Genomic DNA, 25,921 nt, shown 5'->3' on the forward strand with positions numbered 1-25,921 from the left:
TGAGGAAACAAACCCATTTTTACCGCGCAGGTGTGGACACCTGCACGGCACCAAATACTATTAACATGAAGTGGATACACCGCGCGACAGCCAAAAACAGGCCCCCGCCTGTTGATATGACCCAAAAACGTTAATCTGAGGAAACAAGCCCATTTTGAGAAAATCCAAACTTGGCGCTTGATTTTTGCGAGCGTATTCATTATATAACTTCCCGAGGCTATGGGGGCCCGTAAATAATTTATCAATCAGCGTTTGCCGTAATAATCATCGGGTCGGACCTAAAATTATCAAGAACTTAAAAACCGGGAGGTAATTATGCTGCGCCTTAGTATTGCTACCGCCATAATTTATTCATTGATTTTTGTTTTTATCACTCCGATCGTATCCGCCGAATCGCCGTACATCAACGGCTCCGTCTGGGGAATCTCGTTAATTCAAACCGAAGCCAATATGCAGGAACAATACATTAAAGATCTTCAGGGCGCCTGGAAAAAAGTTATGGATGCCGCTTTGGAAGAAGGTTTAATCCTATCCTATAAGGTCTTTGTCGGGGGAGCCGCCAATCCCGACGACTGGGACGTTATGCTGATGGTCGAATTCAAAAACTACGCCGCTCTCGATGGACTCGACGAAAAATTTACCACCATTGTCGAAAGAGTTATCGGCGCCGAAGATGAGCAGATTAAAATGACTCTGGAAAGGGGCGATATTCGGGAGATATTCGGCGATAAATTGATGCAGGAGATTACCATAAAATAACACGGTTCACCGTTATACACAAAAAGGCGGGAGAATATTAACTATTCTCCTGCCTTTACCACGCCAGGTTAAATATTGATTTTTTATCCCCTATCGGAAATTATTCTGTTTCATCCTGTTCAAATGATTTTACAACCATCTCACCGTGTCGATTATAAATACTGTACCCGGCTTCGCACCAGGCAGAAAATCCGCCTTTGAGGAGGGATACATCCCGATATCCCATATCGACCAGTGTTTTTGCGGCCAAAGCGCTCCGCGAATCCACCCGGCAATACAAGATATATTTTTTGTCGAAATCTTTTAACTGCCCCTGCCCTGCTTTGAATTCAAGCATACCTCGGGCTATCCAAACGGAGCCTTTCAAATGACCCGGGGTAAATTCGTCCTTGGTTCTAATGTCAATAATCGTAAACTCGTCATCATTATTCATCATTTCCGCCAATTCATCGACCGTCACCGAACCGACCGCGCTTTTGGCCTCAGAAATCATACTCCTTTTCTTTTCCCTGAATAAATTGTCTTCTTCCTGACACCCCGAGATGACAAGAATACAGAATATTAAAAATAGCGCCAATACCAGGGTCAATTTACTTCTTGAATTATTCGTTCTATCCATAACAATTCCTCCCAAATATGCTCTTTAACATATTTAACTATTTTTTTTACCGATTTCAATCAAAAATTATCAATTGACGTAAAAATTATTTTGACTATTTTACTCTTAAGGAATCGTATTTTTACCGCTATGTCATATCGACTGAAAAGAATTGGCTTGAAGCCGAAACATAATATATGACCGGAGACATAAGATTGAAGTTGTTGTGCTTTATAATTATTCTGTTCGTATTTGTATCCACAATTTTCGCAGGGGTATCCGAGTATTATATAGAATTAAACACTGATTCCCAGAGCGATTTAAATCAGTTAACGAGATTGATTTCGATTGATAATGTTAAAGGTGATACGGTCTTCGCGTACGGAACGTCGCAACAATTATCCAACCTTGAAGATCGCGGATATTCTTTTAAAATTCTTCCCCACCCCGGTAGTCTTATCAAACCCAAAATGGGCCGAGATAAAAGCTCGATGGCCGATTGGGATGTTTACCCCACTTATCCTGCCTACGTAGCCATGATGTACCAATTCCAAATGGATTTCCCCGAATATTGCCAGATTATAGATGCCGGTTCTTCGGTCATGGGCCGTCAAATTCTTTTCGCTCGGATTTCGGATAATATTGATTTGGAAGAGGATGAACCGGAAGTATTTCTCTCCGGCACAATGCACGGTGATGAGACGACCGGCTACGTGATTTTACTGAGACTTATCGATTATCTCCTTCGAAATTACGGGACCGATGAATTGATTTCACGACTGGTTGATAACTGCGATATTTGGATAAATCCGCTGGCGAACCCTGATGGCACATATTCAACCGGTGATGACGCGATTTATCTGCCAACTCGTTTCAATGATTTCGGGGTCGATTTGAATCGAAACTTTCCTGATCCTGACGACGGTCCTCACCCTGACGGTAACAGCTGGCAACCTGAATCGATGGTGATGATGAATCTTGCCGCGGCGCAATCATTTTGTCTGGCGGCGAATTTCCACGGGGGCGCCGAGGTTATCAATTATCCCTGGGATACCTGGTCTCGCCTGCATACAGACGATAATTGGTTTATCGATATTTCACGCCATTACGCCGACTCCGCTCAATACTACTCGCCGGCCAATTATATGACTGACCGAAATAACGGTATAACCAACGGGTATGCCTGGTATCCTATCAGCGGAGGGCGGCAGGATTACATGAATTATTGGCACGGATGCCGGGAAGTTCTGATAGAAATTTCTGACGTCAAGTTGTTACCTGAAAATCAACTGCCTGATTTCTGGGATTACAATAAATCAAGCCTGCTACATTTTATAGAAAAAGCATTATATGGAATTCGAGGGATTGTCACAGATGATCAGACCGGTTTGCCTCTGTACGCGACTGTTCGAATATCGGGGCATGACAGCGAACTGGATAGCTCTCGCATATTTACCGATCCCGACGTAGGCGATTATCATCGATTGATTGAACCGGGGAATTATGATATTGAATTTACCGCTGAAGGGTATGACACTTTAATTGTGACCAATATTTTAGTCTCTGATAATAATGGTGTGAGAGTGGATGTTTCTTTGTCTATTCCCCCATTATATGTTTGTGGCGATGCCAATGGCGATTCTGACGTAAATGTCGGCGATGCCGTGTTTATCATAAATTTTATATTTAAAAGCGGTCTCGCCCCCGATCCTCTTGAAGCGGCTGATGCCAATTCCGACGGCAATGTCAATGTTGGTGACGCCGTGTTTTTAATTAGTTATACGTTTAAGGGCGGCTCTCCCCCTGAATGCGAATAGAGATTATTTATTTTTCCGACTTTGATTGTTCGGTGAAATAATCGAGATATTTCTTACCCTTATCCGTTACATCATAATAAGTGTGATTGCGGTGCTTTATCCATTTTCCCTTGACGATATTTTTGCGATATTGAATCATGCGCGGTTCGACTCGCTTCAATAATTTCATTTCTCTCAATTTAGCATGACTCTCAAATACGGCCTGCTTGTCGAGTTTATACATTGACGCTATCTTTCGCGAATAATCAAAACCGTAATCCTTATGATGTTTTAGGATGAGAAAATCAATTTCATTGAGAGTTTCAAAATCATCATCCGGAGTAAAATCTTCTTCCTCGATAATATCATCCCAATTTAATTCCACCAATCTTGACAGATCGGCTTTATTAAGATTGGCGCAATCGGATCGGTGGACTTTTATTATGTCATCATGGCTAAAATAACCGGTAATACTTTCGCCTATTTGAGGACAACAGCAATTGGCGGCGATATACTTATCTTTTAGTTTACACATTTGTCTCTTATGGAGTAGGGCGTCCAATCGGAAAGATGAGGAGAGCAGCTTCATGTAAGCCATCGACTGCCAGAAACTCATTCAACCTGTCATCGTCAAACGCTCCCACCGATACCGTACCAAGATTTAAGGCCGTACAAGCCAAATATATATTTTGACAAATTGCCCCCCCTTCCATATATGTGTAACGATAGCCCCTATCGGCGTATTTCCGGGTTGAGCGATCGAAGCGAGCCGTTAATATAATCGTTGCAGGTGATGCTCCTACCGAATTTTGATTGTTAGCGAATTCATGAAAATCTGCGTTAAAGTCACCTGACTTAATAAATTCCAGCGAGCTATCTGAAACCTGAAAATGATATAATCCTTGTTCCAATGAATTTATCGCGTGGGCATAAAGATAAATCTCTATGGGATACAAGGCTCCGCCGGAAGGAGCCGAACGCATCGCTATTCCGTTACGTTCGTGGGTTATACCATCAGCCGTCAATAGTATCGTTGATATTTCTTTGAAAGTAAGCTCTCCGGTATCAAATTTCCGAATCGATTTTCTACTTTCAATCGCGTTTATTAATTGAAAATCTATGTTACCGGGCGTAGCCAGCTTAGTCTTGTTCGCGTCATTATATGTCTTATATAACGGTATGGTGGTTCCAAAGGAAATATTATCGCCTTTGATGCCACTCGCTCCAAAACTGGTTTCAAGATGAAATTGCGGACCGATTGACAAACTATCGGATTTATCGGCGGCGGTTAATCCTGAAAGCGAAATAAAAACGACCGTAAGGATCACACACTTGATTCGCATTGGGCCTCCTTTATCGTCAATGTTACAACCTCTGAGTGCGGCTTTTTGTAATCAAAAACGGCCGCATTAGCTATTATAATAGACCTCAAACTCATAAGGTGTCGGACGGATGCGGATTTGATCAATTTCTTTACTCTTCAGTTCAATCCAGGTTCGCAGGAGATCCTCGGTAAAGACACCTCCCTCCATAAGATAATCGTGATCCTTTTCCAAAGCGTTGAGCGCTTTGGTCAGAGAGGTCGGTAACTGGTGGATTTGCGACAATTCATCAGCGGGCATTTCGTCAAGGTTTTTATCTAACGGCAAGCCTGGATCAATCTTATTGCGTATACCGTCAATACCGGCCATTAACATGGCGGAATAAGCGAGGTATGCGTTCATAGTTCCGTCGGGAGGGCGGAATTCGAATCTCATCGTCCGCGGGTCTTTTTGATAGCCGGGAATCCTTATACATGCCGTCCGATTACCAACCGAGTATGTACCGGCAACAGGAGCTTCAAATCCGGGCACTAATCTCTTGAAAGAATTTGTTGAAGGATTCGATAAAGCGAGAATTGAATCAACGTGCTTTAAAACACCGCCGATATAATACAATCCTATTTCTGAAAACCTGGCGGGACCCTTTTTATCGAAAAATATTGAGCCGTTTTTGTCAGCCAGATACTGATGGACATGGAGCCCGGAACCCGGTTCATTAAATAATGGCTTGGGCATGAAGGTCGCTGATTTATTTAAACGAAAACACTGATTCTTAACAACGTATTTAACCAAAATTGTTTGATCGGCCATTTTCAGGAGAGGTTGAAATTTCACTTCGATTTCATGCTGGCCGCCACCCCCGACTTCATGATGATGATATTTCAGGTCAACGCCTAAATCAGCCAACATTGATGAAATAGTCGAACGGATATTGAAGGTTCTGTCCATCGGGGGAGCGACATGATAACCCTTTTTGTAGGGGATTTTATAACCGAGATTTTCTTCATCCTGAGCGGCGTTCCATTCTGCTTCTTTGGAATCGATATAATAAAAGGCGCTGTCAGGTCCCTGGAAAAAATTTACCTTATCAAAAATATAAAACTCGAATTCAGGACCAATAATCAAATTGGCGCCTTTGACATGCTTTTTCAAATATTTTTCCGCGTCATTGGCTACGCGACGAGGATTACGAGAATAGGGTATCATTTTGTCGCTAATATCGTAAATATCGCATATGAAAGAAATAGTCGGGGTCTCAAAAAACGGATCAATGAATATTGTATCGGTATCCGGCAGGGCAATCATGTCTCCCCGTTCGATTCGTGAGAAGCCCGGCAGCGAACTGCCGTCCACGCCCACTCCGTCAATTAATAATTGACTATCCAGGGATGAAATCGGAAGGGTAATATGATGCCAGCTTCCGGGCAAGTTACAAAATTTTAAATCTATGTATTCTGCCCTATGCGTTTTCGCGTATTTTGATAATTTTTCCAGAGTCACTATAATGGTTCCTTTCAATGCTCATTTAAAAAACGGCGTTCAAAACTAATATTTTTTCAAAAAAACGCAAGAGTAAATCCTGACATCTTTTATGAATAGTCGGTTGAATCAATTACCTGATACTATTATCGGCCATTTGATTTTGTTTGGCCATAGCGGCAAAAAAAACCCCTGAGAGGATCAAGGGATTTTTCTTATTGAGGTGGGGAATATATTACTTCATCAACACCATCTTTCGAGTGGCTTTGAATTGGCCGGAAACGGCACGGTACAAATAAATACCCGACGCGATTTTGTCGCCGTTCTTATCGGTACCGTCCCAAATTACTGATACAATACCGGCTTCGGAATATCCGGAGTATTCCCGGATAATCTGCCCGGCGATATTGTAAACGATAATGCTCCAATCACCCGGCGTTGCCATTGAAAGGCTAATAGATGTCGACGGATTAAAGGGATTCGGATAATTCTGACTTAAGGTGAATATATCCGGAATTTCTTTTATGCTTGTTGTCATCGTACCGCCAAAGAAGTCAGCAATCTCAGCGCCTATCAAAGTTAACGAACCATCGCTCGGAATAGACAATAACGTATTCTCACCGGATTTGATAGATTGCGAACCGATATTATAAATCAATACCCGCAATTGATTGTCTTCAATGTTATAGGCCATATCCATATCTTCGGCGCCATCTCCCAATAAAGGCATGCCGACGTTTCCTGATGCCTCGAATATCAAAAGCGCCGCACCGGCGTTAACCTCAGATTGATATTTGATATCTACTTGATCACCCCGGCGGTGGGATGCGATATTAAACTCGGATGTTACAATCGGCTTTAAAAGCGGATCGGCATCGCCGGTAATAATGCGGACAAGGTATACCAGGTCGGCGACCGTCAGAGATACTCCATCGGCGTTGACGTCAGATGCGGCGATAGAAGCCTCAACATGATTGCCAAAAGCGGACAAACCGCTTATAAAGTAATTGGTTAGCATGACCGCATCGGCGACTTCGTTGGGAAGTCCGTTCATATTGATATCACCGCGGTCGTCAATTGAATCCGAACAGACGATATCGATTCCGCCGTATACGAAATCGGCGCATCTGATCGGCGGAACTTTGCCGTCATTTCCGCACCAATCAGGGGTGCCAGTGAACGGGATACGATCATTTTCGGGATAATTGAGATCATCGAGCTCATTCCAGATGAGATTGCCTTCAAAGTCATAAATCTTACTGCCGATGATCATGCTATCTCCGGAGATATTCGACAAGGCGTTATCGCCGCAATCATCCCAGAAGAATTTAATCGGGGAATACATGCAGTTAAAGGTGCGGTCATTGGATACGTAGAAAGTTAACACGGCCAATTGCCACGGATCAGCCGTTGGCGCCCCGAAGCAGTCGGGATGCAGGGCGCCGTTGTTTGTCTCCGCCAGACCAATTATCCTGAGAAGTCCGGACGGACAGGAACCTCCACAATTGCCTCTGGAACCGAATCGATATGAGAAATGCTCCCAACCACAATACTGCAGTAATTCTCCCGCTTCGGCATTAACGAATGAAAGAGCAGACGCATCATAATACATTAACAAATCAAAACCGGCCAGATCAAAGTTTCCATTTTCTATCGTGACCTCAACATCAGCGTAATGACCCTGCAGTGTATTATGAGTCTTTTCAATTTTAACTATTGGACATTCATACAATTCTTCGACAGTAACCACCGTTACGCAAGTTGCTGATTGCCCGCAAGCGTCGGTGGCCGTTAATTCGATAAAATTATCACCCCAGACCGGATCGAAACACACCGTACCGTCAATAATAGTTCCATTTTCACCATTTACCAAAATCTGGCAAATGGATAGATTGTCATCAAGATCTGAACATTCAAAACCTTCAATACAAATCTCACCCAAACCGAATAAGTATTTGGTTTCATCATCGGGACAGGTAACAACCGGCCCCCGATTTATTTCGAAATTAATCGTAAATGTTCCTTCACAATAAGCGCCGCAGAAATCGGTGCATCGAACGGTTACTTCTACTGTCTCACTACCGCCTGGAGTGTAGCACCATTGACCGTTATCAATAACACCGGGACCCGACACGATCTCACAAATCGTCAAATCATCATCGGGATCAATCGCCGAAACAGGCAGGCAAACTTCCGTGGGAGTGCACTGGGAGAATGTTTGATTGCCTGGTAAATTACACACCGGAGTCTGATTCAGATTAACGGTAATGGTCGTTTTCGCCGAATCAACCATTCCGCAATCATCAACAGCAAATAAGGTTATTATATTGGCGCCTTCCTGCGGAACGAAAGTTACTTCGCCGTTGCTATATGTACCGACGTCCGTTTCACAAGATACCAGATTATCATTTGGATCGTAACAGGAAAATCCGCCGACGACTAACTCAGACAGAGTACAAACATTTAGTGTAATCGGATTCGGAGCCGCTGCTACGGGATCATTATTATAAGTCACGACAATACTTGCCGTCCCGCCGCAAGTCTCCCCGCATTCATCGGAACATTCAAATGACGCCGTATAAGTTCCCTGACCGGTTGTTGTGAATGACCATATACCGTCTGTCAGCGTGCCGTCACCGGAGATTTTTTCACAACCAACCAGGTTTCCGTCAGGATCAGTCGCCGAGACAGGGAAATTGAAAGTGGTATCATCGCACACAAAATAGGAACCGTTCTCGGGAATATTACAAGTCGGTGGATTATTCATCTCAATAGTCATCGTTACCGTTCCGCCGCAAGTCAGACCACATTCATCGCTGCATTCAAACGTTGCCGTATATTGCCCCGCCGCAGTCGCGGTAAAGCTCCAGGTTGTACCGTCAAAACTTCCATCCCCGGAGGTCATGGTACAACCCGTTAAATTATCATCAGGATCAGTGGCTGAAACCTCAAAATTGAAAGTTGAATCTCCGCAGATAAAATATGTTGCATCGGTTGGCAGATCACAGACCGGCGGTTGATTGTCGAGGTCAACGGTAACTTCTGTTTGACACTCAGATGTGGCGCCACAGGCATCGGTGACTGTGTAAGTTATTGTATAAACTCCCGCCGCTGTCGGAGTGAAACAAACTGTACCGTCTGTCAAAGTTCCCAGATCGACCGATTCATCTACGATATTATTATCGGAATCGGTCGCGCTAAACGGTCCGATACAGATTTCGCCAGACTCGCAAGCGAATTGGAAAGTCTGATTATCGGGGCACTCGACTACCGGAGCCTGGTTATAATTTACGGTTATTTCAACTGTCCCTCCGCAAGTCGCTCCGCAATCATCGCTGCATTCAAATGTCGCCGTATAAACGCCCGACGCCGATGTTGTAAACGTCCAGGTACTACCATCGAAACTTCCATGGCCGGAAGTCATTGCGCAGCCCGATAGGTTACCATCAGGATCGGACGCTGATACTGTGAAATTGAAAGTAGTATCGCCGCAGACAAAGTAAGTGCCATTCCCTGGCAAATCACAAACCGGCGGATTATTTTCAAACGATACCGTTACCTGTGTCTGGCATTCGTCGCTTTTTCCGCATTCATCAGTTACAGTATAAGTGATTGTGTACACTCCCGCGGTATCAGGAGTAAAGCAAACGGTTCCATTAGTAAGAATTCCGATATTAATCGATTTGTTGGCAATATTATTGTCCGGATCGGATGCTGAAAATCCACTAATGCAAATCTCAGACGGCTCACACAGGAAGGAATGAGATTCAGCAGGTGGACAGGAAGCCACCGGAGGGCTGTTCAGAACAATAGTCACTGTTGTATAACAGGTTCCGACTTCACCGCATTCATCAGTCGCCGTCAATGTAATAACATTGGGTCCTTCAACAGGCGTAAATGTTACCGCGTCTCCAACCAGCGTACCGACATCAACTTCGCATGTTGCCAGGTTATCATTGGGGTCTTGACAAATAAATCCGTTTATCGTTAGAGGCAACAAATCACAAACAAATATGGTCTGATTATTCGGGCACTGCGGAGTCGGAGCCTTATTATTTGTTACCGAAACTTTAGCTTCACCAGTGCAAGAAGCGCCGCATTCATCGGAACATTCGAATGTCGCGATATACGTTCCATCCCCTGATGATGTAAAGGTCCAGGTACTGCCGTCAAATGTCCCGGGGCCGGATGTCATCGTACACCCGACCAGATTACCATCCACATCCGTAGCGGAAATAGGAACATTGAAAGTTGTGTCGCCGCATACGAAATAATGGCCGTGAGCGGGCATATTGCAAACCGGATTATGATTGTAATTGACAGTAATATTGACCGAACCAGTACAGACTTCGCCGCATTCATCGGTGCATTCAAAAGTCGCCGAGTAAACACCAGGCCCGGTTGTCGTAAAGGTCCAATCGGTTCCGTCAAATGAACCGCTTCCGGATTTCTGAATACATCTAACAAGATTTCCGTCAACATCGGTAGCAGAAACCGGGAAACTGAAGGTTGTGTCACTACAGACTAAATAAATTCCGCTTGACGGAAGATTACATACCGGCGGGCTGTTGTAACCGACTGTAATATTAACCGTTCCGCCGCAAACCTCGCCGCAATCGTCACTGCATTCGAAAGTAGCCGTATATACTCCGGGAGCCGTTGTCGTAAAGGTCCAGGTACTGCCGTCAAATGTTCCCGGGCCGGAAGTCTTTGTGCATCCGGTTAGATTACCATCAGGATCCGTGGCGGAAACCGGAATATTAAAAGTCGTATCACCGCAAACCAAATAACTGGCATCGCCGGGAATATTGCATACCGGGAGCTGGTTAGTATATGATATCGTCACTTCCGTCTGACACTGATCCGTTTCTCCGAAAGCGTCCGTGACGGTATAAGTTATTGTATAGACGCCAGCCGTATCCGGTGTGAAGCACACATTTCCACCACTCAATACTCCAAAATCGACCGTTTCACTGACAATATTATTGTCGGGATCCGTAGCGCTAAACAGTCCAACACATATTTGAGAGGGAGTACAAAGGAATGAATGCGATTCATTATCCGGGCAGGAAGCCACGGGAGGTTGATTACATATTTCAACCGGAATGGCGATTGAGTCGGTCGCACAACAAAATTCTCCGGGACAACCGGAAGTACTGTCGCATGATTCGACCATAATGGAGACATAATCTCCCGCCTGTAAACCCGAATTAACCGTGAAACTAACAGAACTCTGATTGTCGGGGCCTACGATTGTGCCGTTAATTACAGTCCAGATCCAGGTATTAGCAGTTGAAGCGGTATCAGTCACGATATACATATTATTACCGACATCACAAACCGTCGTAAAGTCCGTCGAGATGCCGACATTGGGTGGTAAACAAATCACACCATTTTGAATACTGCGATCCTGATTGGCTCCCCCGCCTCCATCAAGAGATAAAGCCCGCATATGATAAGGAGCGCCGCCGACATAAGAAGAGCCATTATTAACTCCCCAGGCATCCGCGCTGCTTTCCGCCAAATGTCCTCCCCAGAAAAACCCAACGCTTCCCGTCGTATCAACGGTAAAATAAACTATCATCTCCAGAGTTCGGTCACTGGAGGTGCCGTCAAAGACATAATCGCTTATCGAATCTATTGTTATATTATAAGCTTTTAGATTTCTCGGTCCATCCAAAACAAAACCGGGATTAACCGTCGTAAAGAAATCCGGGGGTATTGAACCGGAATAATTGGCCGTATTAAGAAAATCAGGAAATGCAAAAGATTCCGTAGGATCGCTGCATCCAGGTGGCGGACTGGTCGAAATCGTTCCACAAGCTCCACCGACAGAATCAAGAGCGGTTGTTTCAGTAGCATCATAATCGGTTAGATAATCAAGAGCGTGAATTCCGCCTTTGGTCCACTCCATTTGTATTGTGAAGAAATGCTCGCTATCGGCATCAAGCTCTTTTATAAAATATCGATAAGCAACAGAACGACCCTCCGAATAGCAGGAATTGCTACCATTGATATTCCCATTGGCCCATTCAGCATTGGATGTAGTGGTTCCATTCTGCAGTTGATCCAGATTTACATTTGGTGTCAGAAAAACAGTTGTGGCAATTGCACCGGATTCGTTTCCCGTTGCCGTAACGAGCAATTCGTCACCGGCATAGTCCCAATCAACGTTCCAGTAAGTAACAAAACTGCCGGATTCTTTCTCGGGAGCGGAATTCGCATCATCATAGGAGGCGTCAACTTCCCACGGATCACCTCCGGGACCGGTGAGCGGCGTACCATCTAAATGGGTAACGACCAAAGTAACTTTTTCGCTGGCCCAAAATACCCCTTCGATTACAGCATCATTGCCGGGAGGGTATTCCGATTCATGAGTAAAGATTTCCGCCGCGAAAACATTGGCGGAAAAAACCGTCAAAAGTGTAAAGATAAAAATTAAAGAAGCTTTAGCCCTTCGTTTAAATATACGGGGACTAAAATCGCGCATACCTGGGTGGATCCCTAACATCGTTAAGCCCCTAATGGTTGAGAGTGTTTTTACACAAAATCACTTTGCTTATTATATAAAATCCTTTTTCTAAATCTTGTTCTTTGCGCTCCAGAAAGTACATGGAGTATTTCTATTCGATACACTCTAGCAGATTACTAATTATGTTGAAATATAACAAGATAGCGCATTTTCACAAGAAAAAAATTCTGATTTTCTGAAAAATCTTTAAATAATGGACTATACTAATCTATTACAACAATCCTGCGCAAAATATGTACAATAATGCGTATCGTTGTATTTTATTGTATGTCTGTTAGTTATGGCAGTTAATCAAACAATTTATTTAATTTCGTAAAGTCAATTTTCCGCAATCCAATTTTTGGTCGAATCGGAGCCCCTTCATTTATTTGAATCAAATTTGAGAAAACACTGAATTTGAGGATAAAGTCCATAGAGCTACAGGTCAGAAACACCAGGCGAAACAAAAGAATGTGGAATTTATATTGACTTCACGGTCTTTTTTTTTAGATTTGTTTTAATAATTACTTTTGAAAAGGAATTTATTGTGCCGATAAATGATCAATTACTTGAAGTATTATGTTGCCCCAATACCAAACAACCGGTCAAAATGCTTGATGAGGAAAAACTCAAAAGACTTAATGAGTTAATTGGCGAAGGGATCATCAAGAACCGCGAAGGTCAGGTGCTCAAAGATACCATTCCGGAAGCTATAATAACGGTTGACGAGAAAACAATTTATCGTATCGACGAAGGTATCCCGGTCATGCTGATCGATGAGGCTATCGCAGCAAATCAGTTGTAGGCACTATTTGCATACATGATTCATTTATACTTATTTATGCTTATTCATGAATAGTGAATAATAGAATATCAATAAATCTGTATCAGCTATTTAATTGACGCCACCGAAGAGTGAACTGACTCGATAATACTTGCTATTTGATTTTCCGGTATAAAATAACTCAATTCCAGGGCGGCTTCGGTGGAATCCAGACAGATGGCGTAGAATCTGGCGATATTGCCGTCGCTGGTTACAAAGTTTTTTATGAATATCAATCCCAGCCAACCCGACGCTTCTGTTATATTCTCGGCCCCGTATAATCCATGAAGAGTTTCGCGGTATTTATTAATAAACGCGGCCGTATCCCCCATTAAATTCACACCATCGATTTTGGTAATTAATAGTCCCGCCTGATTGATCGTATCTAAAAAACAGTTCACCAATGTCAAGCCTTCGCCATATCCCTGCTCATTAATCATTGTATTCCGGATTAAATCTATTATGGAATCAACTGGTTGAACAAATCCTATCGGTGGCTTTATGGATTTACCAGTCTGCCCAATCTCATAAGAGTCGCCGATTAATGAATCGATTTGGGAGAACGGCAGCATTTGCCGTGTTTCAGATTTTGCCGACTGCTCGCAACTGATTAAGCAGCTCAGGCAAAATAAGAATACGCAAAATATGAAATAATCCCTTGCTTTCATGGTATCAATTAGCGACATCATGGTATTTAGGTCAACAATAAAATTTAGACATCTCCTGATTAAACGAGAGATGATTTTCGCAAATAAAATAATCTTTCCGAATCAGAATTTTATGCCGACTGTAATCGGGATAAAATTAAATGATTCCACTTCGGTAGCGATGCTGACATACCTCGCCATTATAAAGAACGCGGCCGAACCGGAACCCAATTTTGCCCCGGCGCCGAATTCAAAATAAAACTTGGAGATCGATCCTCCGCCTTCGGAGAAGCTAATCGACGCGATACCGGCCCCTGCAATGCCAAATGGCTTAAGCGGCGCACCCGTAATTTGGGGAGCTAATATCCCGCCAATACCCAGGAGAAGATTATTTTGAGTTACATCAAACAGCGCTGTACTGTCAGATTTGAATGAATTTAATTCGATCTTGACGAAATATTTCATGGCCGGCATGGCATTATAAGCCATCGCGCCCAAACCGTTAAAACCGTTTTTGTAGAAATCACTGGCATTGCCCTGCGGTATTGAAATGCCTCCTCCGGCATATATATCAAAAGGCTTACTGGTCTGCCCCATTGATATTCCGGTGAAAAGAAAAATAAAAATCAGGACAGGAATAATTTTCTTCATGTTACCTCCCTGGTAAAATGATCACCAAACATATTTGCCGGTAAATTCATATTATATCAAACGATGTGATTAGCATAAAAGCATTTATTAATTTAGGCAACAAAAAACCCTCGGCCTGTCGGGCAGAGGGTTTTTGAATAATTATTTGAAAAATCATTTAGAACTTCAGACCAACCGTAATCGGAATGTAATTAAATGATCCACCCCCCTCTTGGCTAATGCTGACGTAGCGAACCATGGCAAACATCGACAGGCTGGGGCCGGCCGGCAGTTCAGCGCCGGCGCCGATTTCAAAATACATTTTGCTTTGGCTCGGAGGCGTGATCGTGACCTGCTCACTGGTAATCAAATTTACTATGACGAGGTCAGGAGCCTGTACAGAAGCCATGCCGATTCCGGCCAAACCATAAACTTTCAACGGAAAAGCGGGAAGTGAAGGCTGCAATTTGGCGGCGCCACCGAACATTAAGTTGCGCTGCGAACCATCGAGACCAATCCCGAGAGTAGGCGCCATATCGGAACCAAAGCTATGATACTCAACCTTACCTATAAACTGAATCATCGGAGCGGCGTTAAAGCCAACCGCGGCTACGCCGTGATAACCGGTTTTATAAAGGGTACCGACATCACCCTGAACCATTCCCAGTCCGCCGCCGACATACACGTTGAACGGCTTGCTGATCTGCGCGGACGCTAAGCCGGCGCAGAGCATTATTACTGTCAAAGTTAAAACTAATTTCTTCATCTTTCCTCCTTGAAGAAAAAGTTGGTTAATAGAGCTATTGCTTTGCGAATTCATTAATTTCATGTTCATTTTTCGCACACTCGTTTCCTTAAGATTTCTATCGGCAGATATTGATGAGAATATAGCCTGATAATTGTTTTTTTTCGCGTGCCGTCATGCATTCAAAAAATGGGTTTGTTTCCTCAGATTAACGTTTTGGGTCATATCAAACCGGTGGTGATTACGACAAGCGGGGGTCTGTTTTTTGTCGGCGTTCCGAGCGACAGACCCGATAGGGTCGATGCGAGAAACCTGACAAAAGGCCCTATGGCATAATTATAAATAAAATTTGATGTTATCATCCTACAATATGCGGATGAATTCGGAAATTGCGTTGGATTGGTTGGATAATTGTAAATGCTCCATGCGGGAACCTGCCTGGATGGGCGGAAGATCGTGCCGATAGATGATGTGTAGAAGTTATCTTTCCCCAAGTCTGAAGACTTGGGGCACCCGGCAAATGTTATTTTGACATCTTTTATATTAGAGTGCGAAATATTAGTAAACAGAGAGGTTATCAGCCAGTGTATGCCGATCAACAGAGTCGTGCTCGTCGCTGGACTGGATCGAAACTAGATCGAGATACTGTTTTGCCTAGGTATGAGGACGTACACCAGCCACGACAAACAAACTTACAGTCCGGTAGGTCGGGTTCCGAACAGAGTGAGAAACCCGACAAATAAGACTATGCCCTCCCTCCCGGTTTGATGCCGGTGTCGGTGATGTAGGCGGTGACAAGTTCGTGCGGAGTGATATCAAATGCCGGGGAATAAACTCTAACGCCTTCGGGGGCGATTCGTTTGCCGAATCCTTCGGTCACTTCTTCGGGAGCGCGTTCTTCGACGATGATATCTTTACCGGATTCCAAAAATTTATCAAAAGTCGAATCGGGCGCGGCGACATAAAACGGGATGCCATGTTCTCTGGCCAGAACGGCCACTGAATAGGTGCCGATTTTGTTGGCGACATCACCGTTTTTGGTAATGCGATCGGCGCCGGTAATGACAGCGTCGATTTTGCCTTGAGCCATCGCATACCCGGCCATGTTGTCGGTCAGAAGCGTGACATCGATACCGTCCTGCATAAGTTCCCAGCAGGTCAGCCGGGCGCCCTGAAGCAGAGGACGGGTTTCATCGGCAAACACTTTGATATTTTTGCCCATTTCTCTGGCTTTGTAAAACACCGCCAGAGCTGTTCCGATTCCTCCGGTGGCCAGCGCCCCGGCGTTGCAGTGCGTCAGGACGGTCATGCCGTCTTTTAATAGTTCGGCGCCGTAGCGACCCATAGCGTCGCACATTTCTTTGTCTTCGGCGTGAATGGCGTCGCCTTCGGCCCAGAGGAGATTTCGGTATTCTTCGATCGAGTCACCTTCATATTTGGCGGCGGCGTCAAGGCAGCGGTCAATCGCCCAGGCGAGATTTACCGCCGTGGGACGGGCGTTTTTGATTTCCTTACCGATGGCGATCATAAGCTGGCGCAAATGATCGAGTGTTATATCAACGTCGGCTTCGGCCGCCATTGCCAACGAGTATGCTGCCGCAATACCAATCGCCGGCGCGCCGCGTACCTCAAGGCGTTTTATGGCGGCGATGACATCCCGGTAATCGGTGTACTGGTTATATACTGTTTTTTCCGGTAATACGGTTTGATCGAGCAATACCAACTTTTTATCTTTAACGGCGATGGTCTCAAAATTCATATCAATCTCCAACAATCTGAACGATCAGTTCGCGATCGCGGCCGCGATTGTCAAAATCGAGGAAAACTATTTGCTGCCATGTTCCCAGGGTCAATTTGCCGGATACAAACGGGACAGTGATATCGGGTCCGATCATGGCCGCGCGCAAATGGGAAAAGCCGTTGCCGTCGCCCCAGGTTTGGTCATGCTTATAGGTTTTATCCGAGGGAATCATCTCTTCCATCAGTTCAGGAAAATCGGCGCAAAGTCCCGGTTCGAATTCAATTGTCGTCAATCCTCCGGTTGCTCCAGGAACGAATACCGTCACGGTGCCTTTCGATACTCCGCTCGATTTTACGCATTCAGATACTTCGAGGGTGATGTCGTGGATGTCGCAGTATCCTCTGGATGAGAGATGAATTGTTTTGGAGACAACCATAATCAGTAAACGTACCTTTTGATTTTTTTGGTGGAAGTTTTTTCAAGTTCCTCACGAGTATACCGGATATGTTTGACGCGCTTGAAATCGGCTATATCGGCGCAGAGACGGCGAATATCATTTCCAACGTTGGTTTTCAATTCATCGTCGGTTATATCTTCCGGCTTTTTGCCCAACTCCGCTTCGAGCAATTCAAAATTGGGATAAACCAGCGCGGCGACCTCTTCCCTGCCCGCATCTGATATTTTGCCGTAAACAACGACTTCCTGAATATACGGTGATTGCATCAACTGAGCTTCGATTTCCTCGGGATAGATGTTTTTCCCGGCCGCCGAAACTATCAGGTTTTTGGCGCGACCGCAAATATATAAATAATTTTCGTCATCAAGGTATCCCAGATCCCCTGTATGCAGCCAGCCGTCTTTCCAGAGTTCGGAGGTCGCTTCGGGATTGTCTTCATATCCGGGAGTCGCGATCGGTCCTTTAACGATAATCTCACCGACACCGTTTTCATTGGGGGAATCGATACGCACCTCGACGTTATCGAGTACCGGTCCGACCGAACCGAATTTGGGTTTATCGAGAGGATTGGCGGATATAACCGGAGAGGTTTCGGTGAGGCCATACCCTTCGATAAAGTTGAATCCAAGCAGATAGAATCCCTTTATGATTTCAACCGAGATGGGTGCGCTTCCGGAGACCATCAGGCGTAAACTGTCGAGCCCGGCCTTTTGTCTGAGACCTGAAAATAATTTCCTCCCGGCGTTTTTACCTGTCAGGGAATATAGCGTTTTGGCGGTGTTCATAAGAAGACCGAATAGGGCTCGCTTTGTGAACGGGGCTCTTTTTATGCCACTCAGAATACCCTGATATAGTTTTTCAAAAAGGAGCGGGACGCCGATGAAGATTGTAATTTTGTGTTTTTTCATCCCTCCCAGAATTTCCCGGGAGTTTAGCTCTTTAATATAATAGACTGAGCAACCGTTTAAGAGCGGTGTGAGAAGCCCGCAGGTAGCTTCGAAAGTATGATGCAGAGGTAGTACCGATAAAAATTTATCACTTTGCGAAAAATCCATGCGCCGCAGGATGCCTTCGATATTGCTCAATAAATTATTATGGGTCAGGATGACTTTTTTGGATTTTCCGGTGGTGCCCGAGGTAAAGATCAAAACCGCCGGATCGTCGCCGTTGTTTGAATAAGCTGGTTCAAAACCGGATGTGTTATCGGTTGGGATGGTTTCAAGATTTATTAAATCCGGTGGATTGTCTATTTTGGACGCGACTCGCTCGGCGATCTCGAGGAATTTATGCGAAACAAATAACCGGGTCATGCCCGATTCGGAAAAGACGCGAACCAATTCATTTTCCTTGAGTAATGAATCAACCGGAATGACTTTGCCTCCCGCGGCGAGGATCGCAAAATAGACTTTTCCCCACTCAGGACGGTTTTCCGATAATAATCCAATTGGTTCGAGAGGCTTGAGACGGCCAAGATAAGCGGCGCATTCGCGAACCTTGATCCCCAATTGCGAATAGGTTAAATAGGCATCTTCCCCGGCCATCCCGACCGCCGGTTTATCGCCATATTTATCAACGGTCGCAAAAAAGCGGGCCGCGATATTTGGATGTGTAGTATTCATCCGTTTTACTCATTTTCGGTTAATATTTTGGCCCGAGAAATATAACTAAGGCGTTCGCGAAACGAAAGGGTTTTATCTGACCAAAATAGGCAATAAAAAAAACGCCGGATGAAAAATCAGCCGGCGTTTAGAGTTAGTCTATCTATAAATTATTCATAGGTTACCGAAGTCTTAAGTTTAATGCCGCCTTTTGGATCTGTATCTGTAACCGTAATTATCGCTGAAGTTCCGTTAGTGCTGTCGGCCGGAGCGGTAAACCACATACCAAATGCTTCACCGTATTGATTTGTTTCATCGGTGGCGACATTCATAGTACCATTTGAGATCGTAGCCGTCAGGGTATGGTCACCTAACGGATTTCCATATCTGTCGAGAATGATAACTTCAACAATATTCTCTGGCGTTCCATAAGGGATAGTTGACTCACGGAGCGTCATACTCGATTCTCCATAGTTGGCAATATCGGTATATAATGTACAGGCAATTGTCGCTCTGGCCCAACCGGACTCAAAGGATAATTTATCTATTGCGCCAATGCCGTCATCGTTACCTCCCGGAGTAGAATAATCCCGTTTCAAAGGAATTATTGGTCTGTATTTCGTTTCAAGGAATGATGCATAACAGCCGTCATGAGTTGAGCCACCGGCTACAGAACCGTATGATGCTTCACCTAAAACTTCGGTTTCATCTTTTACAAAATTTCCATTGACATCGAGAACTTCAACAGTTACAGTTGCGATTCCATCCGGATCTGCATTTACACTAGCTGTATCTATTGACAGGTTAATTATAGCCGGTGGTGATGTATTATAGAAATAAGTTGAACAAACAACTGTTCCGCCTGAGGTTTCAGCCCATACCCAAACAACTCCATCACCCTGAGGCGCTCCAGTGCGGAAAATGACCTGTGCCATACCTGTTGAATCCGAAGTGATGTTATAGGCATCAATGACGCCTTCATCGACAGTGAAATAAACAACGACAGAATCCTGAACCGGGTTATGATAGACATCGGAAACAACGGCATCAACATATTGCTCACGATTGACCGTATTCCATCCGTCTATATTACAAAAATCAGCTCCTACTAATATATAATACGGAGGTCCGGCATAGACGGCGACAAATGTTGCGTTGGATAAAACTACACCGGAACTGGCGTATAACCTTAACGTACCTGAAATCGTACCGGCCCATACCTGGGCGGTCGCAACACCTTGAGAATTGGTCATCATCGTGACCGGTCCGGCCCCGAGACCATTGATATTTTCTCCGCCGTCCGGACCATCGGCAATAATAAACTGCACCGGAATGCCTTCGGGTACGGTGTTGCCATTGGCGTCATAACAAATCGCCTCAAGATTGGTCATTTCAAGACCGCCGGTATGACGCACCTGGATGCCGGTCACATCGGTTGATATCTCAATGGCATGAACGGTTGCATTCGGAGTCAATTGAATTGAAGATTCGACTGAACCATCGAATGCCCCGGTGCCTGTAACGGTCGCTTTGATAAATGCCGTAGTAGCTTCCATCCCGGCCGTATAGGTAACTGTAACGCTTCCGTCAATAGTATAGGCCACGGCGGGGATAATTCCGACGGGATCCCAGGTTTCATTGGCATTATAATCAAACAGCAATGAATCGCCAAGGCCCCAGTAGCCATTGCCATCAACATCATCAAATTTTTCACCGGCGGCGAGTTTTACAATCGTTGAATCCGGCGCCACATTAGCGGCGGCATCGGTTACCTGAATGACGATCGTCGCGGTTGAACTTCCATCAGCCATAAGCAGAGATGGAGACATGGACATCGTAAGGTTTCCGCTTGTGGTTTGATTACCCGCGGCAACAATCAAATTGGCGTAAGGTGAAGATTCAGTACCATAGGCGCCGTATATTTGCATAGAGCCGGATTCGGCCGGAGTAAAGATCGTGGCGGCAATTCCCAGCGCATTTGTCGTCGCCGAGGGAGGATTGAAACTACCTCCGGTAACAGGCGTTACTCCAAAGGCTATTTCAATTCCTTCGATTGGATCGCCATTTTCATCGGTGACGGTAACTTCAACGATTGAAGTCATTCCTTCTTCAAAAGCGGCCGGATTGGCCGTGGGCTGGCTTAAGTTTACCTCGGATGATCCCGATCCACCGGAAGGAGTCGATGGTTGTTTTGTCGTTTCGCATCCCTGAAAGACAAACAGCGCCAGGAAAAGGGCGCCTACTGCCATAAGGAGCGAGTATTTAGAAATTGAGCGCAGAGACATATCGCCTCCCTATAATTTGTGATTCGTTTTTTACTAATCGAATTTGTTTATCACAAAACCCCCGGATATTTAATCCGGGGGTAAAACTTTTCATCCCTTTATGGGGTATCTAAATTTTTATCAACCACGGCAAAGTCTTCGACTATAGTCGGAGTCACAAAGATAACCAAATCGCGGTTTTTGATTTCTTTCTTGGTATAGCTGAATAACGCTCCCAGTATGGGAATATCTTTCAGAACCGGTATGCCAACTTCAGTTTCAACCTCATCCTGCGTAGTCAGACCGCCGATGACCGCCGTTTGGCCGTTTTGCACGACGACGTTAGTCTCAGCGTTACTGGTATTGATAATGACACCGTTAGGGTTAAACTCATAAGTCGAGCGTTCCGGAATCATGTGCATCAGGATTTTATCATCCGATGTGATATGAGGCGTTACTTTAAGCATCGTTCCGACTTCCTCAAAACTTATAACGGTGTTTCCGTTTTGGTCAAACTGCTTAATTGGAACTTTTTGCCCCATCTGAATATTGGCTTCTTCATTATCAATCGTGGTAATTTCCGGGTGAGCGATAATTTTGCCGCGTCCTTCGGATACCAGTGCGGATATGGTAGCCTCCAAATCCCAATCGTCCTGTATGATTCTTGTCCAGAACTGACCGGAAGGTTTAGCGACATCATTCAATGTCTGCATCGTCCGTTGGCGGGTTTCGGCGACAACATCGCCGGCCCCGAAGCCATCAAGAATCATCTTATCATCGGATGGCAAGGTAGTGAAATCACCACCGGCGCCGTTCAATGTCCAATCAATGCCGAATTCGGTCAATTCACTTGAGCTGACTTCCAGCATCTGGGCCGAAATTCGGATCTGTCGCGGGGGCGAATCGAGAGTGGTAACAAATTCAAGAACACGTTCGATATTTTCAGGAATTTCCTGAAGGATTATCGAATTGGTGCGAGGATCGGCTGTCGCTTTGCCGCGATCTGTCAGCAATGACTGAACGGCGTCCTTTATGCTTTCCGAGGTTGAATTATTAATGCGGATAATTCGGGTTTCCAGCTCAGCCAGTTTCCGCTGATCAACGACATGTTGTTTTTCTTCGGTGACTTCCTTGCGGTAGTCGACCGCGGGCAGGACCCTGATATAACCTTCCTCTTCCTCAAAAACAACGGCCAGTTCGTAGGTGCGGCCGATTATTTCAAGAGCGTTTTGCCAGGTCACATTCTTCAAAGAGATAGTGACATTGCCCGATACCGCCGGCGCCACAACAACGTTGATGTTGCCATAATCCGCAAGATGACGGATTACGGAACGAATCTCGGCTGCCTGATAATTGAGCGTTTTTATGGGTTCGATCGCATCACCAGATTGTCCCGGGGAAATTGATACCATTGAAGTCATGAAAATCATGATGCCGAAAAGTACCAGTGTAATTTTTCCGGTCTTATACATCGGAGTACCTCACTCTATATTATTTTTCTTTTTCCAATTGTTTGACAATGGTTCGGCTCCAGCCGTATTCATTAAGCTGGAAATAAACCGTTTGTTTATTTATTTGACCAACGTATCCGTTTTTAACCTTGTCTCCGGTTTTCAGGATATACCCAATACCGTCCAGATCTTCGAGCAGGGCCGCGTCTTTGCCACCCGGAGCCGCATCGATAATTCCGACCAAATTCATGGTCTCAATATTAAGAATCCTGGATAAATCAGCGGGACCCAAATTCCGTTTGGTAACGTCTATTAATGTAGCGAACGGATCGCGAGCGGAAGCGCCTTTGTATTTGATGACCATTCTTTGAGGAAATTGAACGACCTGAGTCTGCTTGTATTTTGCCGACTTGGCCGCATCCCTGCGGAATCGAGAACGATCTTTCTTATCTTTTTCTTTATTGGCTTGTATCTCAACCTTTGGTTCATTTTTCGCGGCCGTTGGTTTGCCTGTATCCAGAGAGGCCAATACCGTTTCTTTTTCAGCCTTCTTTACCTGGACCGGTTTTGCCTTTGTTTCATTGCCAACCGGTTTCTTGCTGGCTATGGTGGCTTTTGGTTTTTCGACTTTCTGTTGTTTTTGAGCAACGGTAACTTTTGGATTCTCAACCGTTTTTGTATCGGTAGATTTTACGGCAGCAATTTTGGTTTGCTTCTCCGGAATTTCTGATTTTTGGGCCGGTTTTTTATGAACGTCCTTGCTCTTTGATTCTTTTGATTTCGGAGCGTCACCGGGAGTAGGAACTTTATTCTTCTGAGGAACGGCGGCAAAAGCCAAAGCCCGATTAACCGAATCGCCTTTTAGTTGTTTTACATTAAATTTAGTGTTTTTGCTGGCCGTTTTAATCTCGGCAGTTTTTATCGAGCTCTTTTTGACTTCGGCCTTTTTCAGCGGTTGAGGTGATATAACCGTCAATTTTGAAATTGAGACATTAGCCTGCTTTGGTTTTTCCGCGACCGTTTTGGATTCTTTTACCATTGTTGGTTTGGACTTAGCCTTTTTGATTACAGGGCTGTTTTTGGTCTTATCTACTTTTGCCAGTGCAAGCTTTTCCTGAAGAGGAACCGGTTTTTCATCTATGGGCGAGTCATTCTTTTGCTTGATCTTTTTATTTTTCGCTTCAGTTTGAGCCAGTTGCTTTTCTGATTTATTCGCCTTTTGTATGTGGGCCAATTGTATTTCAGGTTTGGCAGCCGTTTTAACTTTAGTCTCCGTTTTTTTAGCTTTATTATCAGGAGTGACCATTTTTGCATCCGGTTCCGCTTTTGCGATAAAACCTGTAGCTCGAGGAGATGACCATTGGCTGAAGGTTTTCGTACCGGCGTCAGAAATTAAGACTCGTACCGTATTGTCTTTTGATTCTACCCGATAGATGGATTCGGCTTTCAGGTCGAGAACTATCCGGACAACCTTTTCGGGATCGACCGAGTATTGAGAAGTGCGAATTGAAGTAATTATCGAAGTTGGAATGTCCTGGAACGATTTTTGAGGCAATGAATGCCGAGACGCCAAACAATCAATAACGATTCTGAAAGGTTTGCCCTCTTTTGCCTCAACCGACAGATGAGCGACCTGAACATGCTTATCAGCTTCAATCGATAGGACCGTGAAGTTCGCTTCTTTGGATAACCCCAGGCGGCCGATTTTCGCTGATGCGGCAAAAATATTGGCCGCGAATATTATTATGATTAACAATGCATATACTGAAATTTTGTATGTACGCGACATGGTCGATCTTCTCCGTTTATAAATCAAGCTCTTTGAGCCTTTCTTCGGCCTTGACATAATATGTGGACAGCGTAAAGTATGCCTTCATGGTGATCTCTTTATTGACCTTATCCGATTCGGAACCAAGATTGGCCGCCGTCGTCGCTTCCAGCTTGACATCGCTGACATTGACGATGAAGGGAAAATTGGCGATATAGCCGATAAACTTGCCGAATTCATGATATCCGCCTTCAAGCTCAATGTCATAACCGGCCACATTATAAAAGGACTCGGATTGAGTTTCCCGGGGCTCGATTGAGAGTATTTTGGTCCCGGTTAGAGATGACGCGGTGTGCAATTGAACCAGGAATGACGGCACCATTTTGACTTCCGGCAAGAGCTCCTCGATTTCCCGATATTTCGACAACAATGATTCATATTCGGCCTGCAAAGCTTCGAGGGATTTTGATTTCATCTCGACATTTCGCAGATTGGTAATCATCGTTTGATATTCGCGCTGCCTGGATTCAATCTGGCTGGCCTGGGGAGTATAAATCCGCGAGTACCAGAAGTAGATGAAAATAAAAAAGACAACGCAAACCAACGCTATTTTTTGAACCTTGGGGTCCTTGAAATCCATCTCCCGTGATCTCCTCTAAAAACCGGCCAAGAGTTTGGGGCCGGATTCCTCTTCCAGAAGCTTTTTGAGATCTTCATCAGATAAGTAATGCAAGGTGGCATTAATCTTAAAGGTATAGGCTTTTTGCTCCTGAAATTGAACTTCCTCAGTCGAGGCCATCTCAATATCACTGAAAAAATTAGAACGCATGATTTTGATCATGAAATTGGCCAGGGAATTTAATGTAAACGCATACCCCTCGATTTTTACCGGTCGAGTCGTAGGTTGTGCCTGCACTTTGGATGTTGTATCGGTTGGGGCCGGGGCTTTTGCTATTTCTTCGGAGAAAGTGGACAGCCACATAAATTCCGGAATCCGCCGAGAAACATCTTCCAGAATTCTTACCCAAACCGTACGGTGTTGGTCGAGTTTGTCGATCGCTTCCATGCGTTTGACGATTTTTTCTTTGACATCTATAAGCGCGTCAACAACAGCTATATCTTTTCTCAATTGCTGAGTTCGAAATCTCGCGATTTTCATTTTGTCATCAAGCTCGCTTAGCTGAGCCATTTGATAAAATGAAATAACCGCAATCATAAGAATAACGCCGGCCATGCCGCCGATGACATAATATCCTTTTTTGCCGATCGATATACCGCCGGTTTTTTTTCTGAATTCCTTTGGCAGCAGATTTATTTGAATCATATCCATAA

General features: G+C 44.7%; 20 protein-coding genes. 3 read left to right on the forward strand and 17 right to left on the reverse strand.

Annotated elements, in window-relative coordinates:
- Nucleotides 1–200, reverse strand: a 200-nt coding sequence (locus V3V99_13185) for a hypothetical protein (protein MEE9443612.1), incomplete at its 3' end; no start/stop codon positions are given.
- 115 nt (nucleotides 201–315) lie between these two features.
- Between V3V99_13185 and V3V99_13190 the strand changes: the two genes are divergently transcribed.
- Nucleotides 316–759, forward strand: coding sequence for a hypothetical protein (locus V3V99_13190; protein ID MEE9443613.1), 444 nt, complete (start codon nucleotides 316–318; stop codon nucleotides 757–759).
- 100 nt (nucleotides 760–859) lie between these two features.
- Here the strand turns inward: V3V99_13190 and V3V99_13195 are convergent, their stop codons facing one another.
- A complete protein-coding gene (locus V3V99_13195) occupies nucleotides 860–1,378 on the reverse strand; it encodes a rhodanese-like domain-containing protein (GenBank protein MEE9443614.1) in 519 nt (172 codons plus the stop codon).
- A gap of 194 nt (nucleotides 1,379–1,572) precedes the next feature.
- Here V3V99_13195 and V3V99_13200 point away from each other — a divergent pair, with 194 nt between their 5' ends.
- Nucleotides 1,573–3,174: a M14 family zinc carboxypeptidase gene (locus V3V99_13200; protein ID MEE9443615.1), complete on the forward strand. Its 1,602-nt coding sequence runs from the start codon at nucleotides 1,573–1,575 to the stop codon at nucleotides 3,172–3,174.
- A 7-nt stretch (nucleotides 3,175–3,181) separates the two neighbouring features.
- On the opposite strand, the gene V3V99_13205 is transcribed toward V3V99_13200, so the two are convergent.
- The 4 genes from V3V99_13205 to V3V99_13220 form a co-directional block, all read right to left on the reverse strand.
- On the reverse strand, nucleotides 3,182–3,688 hold the full coding sequence (locus V3V99_13205; protein MEE9443616.1) for a DUF2250 domain-containing protein: 507 nt from the start codon (nucleotides 3,686–3,688) through the stop codon (nucleotides 3,182–3,184).
- A gap of 7 nt (nucleotides 3,689–3,695) precedes the next feature.
- A complete protein-coding gene (locus V3V99_13210) occupies nucleotides 3,696–4,496 on the reverse strand; it encodes a SagB/ThcOx family dehydrogenase (GenBank protein MEE9443617.1) in 801 nt (266 codons plus the stop codon).
- Between the two features lie 66 nt (nucleotides 4,497–4,562).
- On the reverse strand, nucleotides 4,563–5,975 hold the full coding sequence (gene glnA / locus V3V99_13215; protein ID MEE9443618.1) for a type I glutamate--ammonia ligase: 1,413 nt from the start codon (nucleotides 5,973–5,975) through the stop codon (nucleotides 4,563–4,565).
- A 214-nt stretch (nucleotides 5,976–6,189) separates the two neighbouring features.
- Nucleotides 6,190–12,444 (reverse strand): T9SS type A sorting domain-containing protein, encoded by a 6,255-nt coding sequence (locus V3V99_13220; protein MEE9443619.1) that lies wholly within the window; start codon nucleotides 12,442–12,444, stop codon nucleotides 6,190–6,192.
- Nucleotides 12,445–13,012: 568 nt separating this feature from the next.
- Here V3V99_13220 and V3V99_13225 point away from each other — a divergent pair.
- The gene (locus V3V99_13225) at nucleotides 13,013–13,270 is read left to right on the forward strand and encodes a Trm112 family protein (protein ID MEE9443620.1); all 258 of its coding nucleotides are present in this window, start codon (nucleotides 13,013–13,015) and stop codon (nucleotides 13,268–13,270) included.
- 86 nt (nucleotides 13,271–13,356) lie between these two features.
- Here the strand turns inward: V3V99_13225 and V3V99_13230 are convergent, their stop codons facing one another.
- The 11 genes from V3V99_13230 to V3V99_13280 all read right to left on the reverse strand — a co-directional run bounded on the left by V3V99_13230 (nucleotide 13,357) and on the right by V3V99_13280 (nucleotide 25,919).
- Complete coding sequence (locus tag V3V99_13230) at nucleotides 13,357–13,860, reverse strand: hypothetical protein (protein ID MEE9443621.1); 504 nt, start codon at nucleotides 13,858–13,860, stop codon at nucleotides 13,357–13,359.
- A gap of 198 nt (nucleotides 13,861–14,058) precedes the next feature.
- On the reverse strand, nucleotides 14,059–14,586 hold the full coding sequence (locus tag V3V99_13235; protein MEE9443622.1) for a hypothetical protein: 528 nt from the start codon (nucleotides 14,584–14,586) through the stop codon (nucleotides 14,059–14,061).
- Between the two features lie 157 nt (nucleotides 14,587–14,743).
- Complete coding sequence (locus tag V3V99_13240) at nucleotides 14,744–15,331, reverse strand: outer membrane beta-barrel protein (GenBank protein ID MEE9443623.1); 588 nt, start codon at nucleotides 15,329–15,331, stop codon at nucleotides 14,744–14,746.
- A 724-nt stretch (nucleotides 15,332–16,055) separates the two neighbouring features.
- Nucleotides 16,056–17,069 carry an S-methyl-5-thioribose-1-phosphate isomerase gene (gene mtnA / locus V3V99_13245; GenBank protein ID MEE9443624.1) on the reverse strand — a complete coding sequence of 338 codons (1,014 nt, stop codon included), beginning with the start codon at nucleotides 17,067–17,069 and terminating at the stop codon, nucleotides 16,056–16,058.
- A gap of 1 nt (nucleotide 17,070) precedes the next feature.
- The gene (locus tag V3V99_13250; protein ID MEE9443625.1) at nucleotides 17,071–17,487 is read right to left on the reverse strand and encodes a secondary thiamine-phosphate synthase enzyme YjbQ; all 417 of its coding nucleotides are present in this window, start codon (nucleotides 17,485–17,487) and stop codon (nucleotides 17,071–17,073) included.
- Between the two features lie 2 nt (nucleotides 17,488–17,489).
- Complete coding sequence (locus tag V3V99_13255; GenBank protein ID MEE9443626.1) at nucleotides 17,490–19,127, reverse strand: AMP-binding protein; 1,638 nt, start codon at nucleotides 19,125–19,127, stop codon at nucleotides 17,490–17,492.
- A 149-nt stretch (nucleotides 19,128–19,276) separates the two neighbouring features.
- The gene (locus tag V3V99_13260; protein ID MEE9443627.1) at nucleotides 19,277–21,391 is read right to left on the reverse strand and encodes an Ig-like domain-containing protein; all 2,115 of its coding nucleotides are present in this window, start codon (nucleotides 21,389–21,391) and stop codon (nucleotides 19,277–19,279) included.
- A gap of 98 nt (nucleotides 21,392–21,489) precedes the next feature.
- Nucleotides 21,490–22,842: a type IV pilus secretin PilQ gene (gene pilQ, locus V3V99_13265; protein MEE9443628.1), complete on the reverse strand. Its 1,353-nt coding sequence runs from the start codon at nucleotides 22,840–22,842 to the stop codon at nucleotides 21,490–21,492.
- A 19-nt stretch (nucleotides 22,843–22,861) separates the two neighbouring features.
- A complete protein-coding gene (locus tag V3V99_13270; protein MEE9443629.1) occupies nucleotides 22,862–24,610 on the reverse strand; it encodes a hypothetical protein in 1,749 nt (582 codons plus the stop codon).
- Between the two features lie 16 nt (nucleotides 24,611–24,626).
- Complete coding sequence (gene pilO / locus V3V99_13275; protein MEE9443630.1) at nucleotides 24,627–25,229, reverse strand: type 4a pilus biogenesis protein PilO; 603 nt, start codon at nucleotides 25,227–25,229, stop codon at nucleotides 24,627–24,629.
- 15 nt (nucleotides 25,230–25,244) lie between these two features.
- Complete coding sequence (locus V3V99_13280; GenBank protein ID MEE9443631.1) at nucleotides 25,245–25,919, reverse strand: PilN domain-containing protein; 675 nt, start codon at nucleotides 25,917–25,919, stop codon at nucleotides 25,245–25,247.
- Nucleotides 25,920–25,921 lie beyond the last annotated feature (2 nt).

The organism is Candidatus Zixiibacteriota bacterium (assembly GCA_036480375.1).
GTDB lineage: Bacteria > Zixibacteria > MSB-5A5 > GN15 > JAAZOE01 > JAZGGI01.